This window comes from Sphingomonas sp. 1F27F7B (assembly GCF_005503355.1).
In the GTDB taxonomy this organism is placed as follows: Bacteria; Pseudomonadota; Alphaproteobacteria; order Sphingomonadales; family Sphingomonadaceae; genus Sphingomonas.
Map to the genome: position 1 here is coordinate 1 of NZ_SCMK01000052.1, position 4,495 is coordinate 4,495.

General features: G+C 61.0%; 5 protein-coding genes. 1 reads left to right on the plus strand and 4 read right to left on the minus strand.

All coding sequences use genetic code 11. From position 1 onward, the window contains the following. A partial coding sequence (locus FFS08_RS23910; RefSeq protein WP_212742073.1) for a hypothetical protein occupies positions 1 to 192 on the minus strand: 192 nt, incomplete at its 3' end. Between the two features lie 334 nt (positions 193 to 526). Between FFS08_RS23910 and FFS08_RS23270 the strand changes: the two genes are divergently transcribed. Further along, positions 527 to 2,287: a recombinase family protein gene (locus tag FFS08_RS23270; RefSeq protein ID WP_137865117.1), complete on the plus strand. Its 1,761-nt coding sequence runs from the start codon at positions 527 to 529 to the stop codon at positions 2,285 to 2,287. A gap of 435 nt (positions 2,288 to 2,722) precedes the next feature. Here the strand turns inward: FFS08_RS23270 and FFS08_RS23275 are convergent, their stop codons facing one another. The 3 genes from FFS08_RS23275 to FFS08_RS23285 all read right to left on the minus strand — a co-directional run bounded on the left by FFS08_RS23275 (position 2,723) and on the right by FFS08_RS23285 (position 4,136). Then, complete coding sequence (locus tag FFS08_RS23275) at positions 2,723 to 3,079, minus strand: JAB domain-containing protein (RefSeq protein WP_171012787.1); 357 nt, start codon at positions 3,077 to 3,079, stop codon at positions 2,723 to 2,725. Positions 3,080 to 3,491: 412 nt separating this feature from the next. Beyond that, entirely contained in the window at positions 3,492 to 3,719 is a 228-nt protein-coding gene (locus FFS08_RS23280; RefSeq protein ID WP_137865115.1) for a hypothetical protein, read from the minus strand. A gap of 81 nt (positions 3,720 to 3,800) precedes the next feature. After that, positions 3,801 to 4,136 carry a hypothetical protein gene (locus FFS08_RS23285; protein WP_137865114.1) on the minus strand — a complete coding sequence of 112 codons (336 nt, stop codon included), beginning with the start codon at positions 4,134 to 4,136 and terminating at the stop codon, positions 3,801 to 3,803. Positions 4,137 to 4,495: the final 359 nt, after the last annotated feature.

Here is a 4,495-nt window from a genome sequence, read left to right on the forward strand (position 1 = left end):
GGTGACGGTCTCCGAGGCCTGCGCCGATGAAGCGATCATCGCAGCCAGGCCGACGCCGAGTAGAAGCCTCATGCGCATACCTCCCCCTTCTTTGGCTTGAAAGAATCGCGGGCAATCCTGCAAGCAGGTCGAATATTCATGGAAATGCGCACTTTGCCAATACGAGAAATAGGCCAGGAAAATTAAATCCATTTTGGATATTAGTTTACTTAAAAGCCTTCGCTCATCGAGGATAGGGAAGTGTCGCCTATGGCTGGGCGATTTGGCATGCCGTCTAGGATGAGCGCGAATGCCTTGGTGGCTTCGTTGGCGGTGTGGCTGTTGACCTGCGCCGCGCTGCGATCCAGGAATTCGTCATTAGGTACTCCATGACACGAAGCGATTTCAGCATGCCTCCCGGCCTCATCATAGCGGGTCGACCTTCACCTGCCGCTAACTGAGCGATACCAGAGCTCGGGAATCGCACATCGTTCGCGCAAGGTGCATCCTGTCGCCGAAGGGGAGTATTCGATCGAAAGGATGATCGATGCGCTCATCCCTACAAGGAATCCGCCCGGTTCGCTGCGCGATCTATGCCCGCAAGAGCGCAAAACAGGGGCTGGACGAGGACGTGAATAGCCTCGCCGTGCAGCATGACATCTGCTCGGCCTATATCAAATCGCAGCGCCACCGCGGATGGACCGAGGCACCCGAAACATACGAAGATGGCGGGTTTAGTGGCGGCAACCTCAGCCGCCCCGGGCTAACCCGGCTACTCGGTGCCGTCGAGCAAGGTCTCGTCGACGTAATCGTCATCTACAAGCTCGACCGGCTGACACGTTCGCTTTCGGACTTCACCCGCCTGATCGACCTGTTTGACCAACATGAAGTGACCTTTGTCAGCGTCACCCAGTCCTTTGACACGCAGGACAGCCTCGGCCGGCTTGTGCTCAACATCCTGCTGACCTTTGCCCAGTTCGAACGCGAGATGCTCTCGGACCGCATCTGCGACAAGGCGCACGCACTCAGACGTGCCGGCCACTGGATCGGCGGCGCCGCCCCCTATGGCTATGACCTGGTCGACCGCCGCCTTGTCGTGAACGAACTGGAAGCGGCCAAGATTCGCGAAATCCATCACCTCTATCTCGAACTCGGCAGTTCCAATCGGGTGACCCTCCGCATGGCCGCGGAGGGGATGCGATCGAAGCAATGGATTGGGCGCGCCGGTCGAACCTGCGGCGGCTTCCCCGTCACCCGGACGCTGATCTACGGCATCCTGGCCAGACCGGCCTATATAGGCGAATTCCATGTCGATGGCGAAGTGATCCCCGCGCTTCACGAGCCCATCATCGACCGGGAGACCTGGGAGGCGGTCCGCCAGTTGAAGGAGAGCCGGAAGCTCAAGCTCCCGCCGCTCACCGCGGACACCAACCTCCTGCTTGGCTTCCTGTTCGACGATCTCGGCCGACAGATGGTAATCTGGCCAGGCACGCGCGAATGCACCCTGACCTCACGCCGTTACTATGTCTCTACATCGAACCACCGCCTCACCAGGAGCGGCACACGCGCGCTGCGCGCGACCGCGGCGGATCTCGAAGACCTGATCCGGGCTGTGATCTGCGCCTTCTACCGCGACCGGGAAGAGGTCAGCACGGCGGTGCACAAGCTCGGCTACCGAGACGGCAATACCGACAAGCTGATCGACGGCGGCACCGGGGCAGCCCGCTACCTAGAGACCTGCGATCGCCACAAGCTACGCCGCGCCTGGGAAGCGCTGATCGAACGGATCGAAATCTCACGCGAGCGTGTGCGTATCATCCTGCGATGCGAGCAAGTCCGCGCGCTCCTCGCGTGGTCCGGTAAGGGGTCATTTCGCTATGGGCCCAATATCGATGCCAAACACCACCACATCCATGTCCTTGAGAGCGAGGCCTTCACCGTCCGAGCCGAACGGCGTTTCCGCCTCCCTATCGATACCACAGCGGTGCCCGGTACGCCCAAGCGCAGCCTGGTCAACCTCATGGCCCTTGCCAGGCGGGCACAAGCTCTAGTCTATGAAGACCGCTGCCTCACATTCGAGCAAGTCGCCCAGCGCCTGCATTGCCGCGAGCCCATGGTGATGCGCGCGCTGCGGCTCAACTATCTCGCCCCCGACATCATCGCGGCGATCGTGGATGGCCGCCAACCCGCTGACCTCACGAGGCGGAAATTGCTCAACACCAGCATCCCCATGGACTGGGTGCAGCAGCGCGTGCTGCTGGGCTTCCCTCCCCAGACGGACCCAGGCCGCAAGGAGGAGCGCTATTGAAACGAAGGCTCCGGCGGCTGAACCGCGCCGGAGCCTTCATCGACCATATCCGACAATACGCTGGCTGAGGCCTGCGCCGCCTGCGGCGACAGTACCATCAGGGCAAGGCACCATGCCCGTTACTCGCCTCCACTATCGCCTTTCCGCCGAAATGCCCAGACGAGGCTCGAAAGGCTCGTGATGATTGCAGCGATCGCTAGAAGGGTCGTGTCGCTCCAGCTATCCATGGCAAGGCTCCCATACTTCGGAGTCAATCCAAGTTCCCTTTATGTTCCAACATTTCAAGCGTTTTCATATCCACCCGGCAGACGTTGCCCGGCCTCTCGGAAAAAACGACCGTCGCCAAACGCTGTAGGCCTGCTAAGCTCGGCGACGAGTGCGGGCTCTTCCTGTTCGTGACGCCGGCAGGCGCCAAGCGCGCATTGAATTCGGAATCTAGATAATCCCTAGGGCGCGCATGCTTGTCACGCCGCCCGTGGCAAATATCAGGTGATCAAGCATCCGAATGCCCAGAGTTTCGCAGGCGCGAACTGTTGCGGCTGTGGCCTCCCTATCCCCCTGGCTCGGCGTCGGATCGCCCGACGGATGATTGTGCGCGAGGACTAAGTAAACTGCACCACTTCCAGCCGCCTTGGCCGCGAACTCGGCCAGCGGCATGGAGACGATATCTCGCGCGCCCTGGACGGCGAAGTCACCATGTACCTTGAAATCGCGATCGAGGAACAGGCCGATAAGCAATTCGTCCGCCCGGCCTTCGAAGCGCTTCCGCAATTTACCTATTGCATCGTCCACACTGCAAATTCGTAAGCCCATGTCGCGCCGTTATAGAGAGCGAGTCCTATGTTGAAAGCAGGTGGAACCCCTAGGGTAAAGTACGCAGCCAGTTTGAGGCGAGAGGGTTCGAGCCATTCCAGAGTCCGCCAGGGCGGCCCCGCATAGTGAGTGAGGCGGAGCGCTCGGACCTCTTCGTGCGTCAGGCCCCGCGCCTCGCGAAAGCTACGCCAGTGCCGCTCGCGATGGATAAGCTCGATCAAATCATCCGCGCTTCGGCGCAGCTGCTGCGCTCGAACCGCCTCAGCGAACCAGCAAGGGGCGTCGGGATCGGTCATCGCTCGAACTTACATTGCCGCCCCCTTGGCCCTCGCGCCTGATGGCGCGCGGGCCGCCAGGCGTGCCCGCGCGCGGTTCGGTCGGCCTCAGGCCATCACGGGCACTTCGTGAACTGGCCCTTCTTCGGACCAGTGGCCACATGGCATTTGCCGTTCTTGTCCTTGGTGACACCGCCGGTGGCGGCCTTCGCGGCACTCGCTGCCGGCGTGGCCGGGCATTTGATGAACTTGCCCTTTGCGTCCTTGCACGGGCCCGCCGCGAAGGCGGAAGTTGAAGCAGTGAGCAACGCGAGTGACGCGACCGCGAAAGTGATCTTGCGCATGTTCTCTCCTCACCGAACGACTCGTCGGCAGGGCGGAGCGTATCACCCTCTCAACTCGTCGATCTAGCGAGATCCTCGCCTCTAGATGATCGCTTGGCTCGCGTCCCAAATCTGGGAATAGGCATCCCATTTCATCGCCGAAAGCTCAGCGTCGACCTGTTGGAGAGTAGCAGGAGATCGAGCCGCCAAATCCTTGAGCGACTGAGTCAGGATCCATGCCTTGCTCTTATCTGCGATCAGCAAACGGTCGTGCAGGGTCCGAGCCGGCGCGAGGCGGAGCTGCAGGGGGCGCTTGCTGCCATGTTGGGATATGTTCGGGACGCCGAGTTGGGAACGGTCGAACTGGTCGCGGCAACGCCTCACGCCCGAGTCACCGCTCTGGCCAAATGGACCGCCACCAATGATCCTGACCGTCAATCAGACCCCGAGGCCGTGATGGAAGCGACTGCCCGATTCCCCTTGGCGGAAACGGACAGGGGCATAGGCTTCGAGGCCGCCGCCTTCCAGGAGTTCGTCCTATTTATCGAAGATCTCCCATTCTGAAGAGCGGGTCCAGATCGCCGTCTGTAACGGATTCGCCGGACCAATTTGGGAGCGACTACTGCGCGAAGCCTAGCGCAGACTGGGCGGCTGGGTCGACGACAGGTGCTTCCGGTGAAACTGTTGACGTGCGCCCCTGGAATGTGACCGATTTTGAGTAGAGTCCGACGCAAAGGAGTCGGACGAGAATGAAGCGCAGCAGGTTCAGCGAAGAGCAGATCATCGCGATCTTGAAG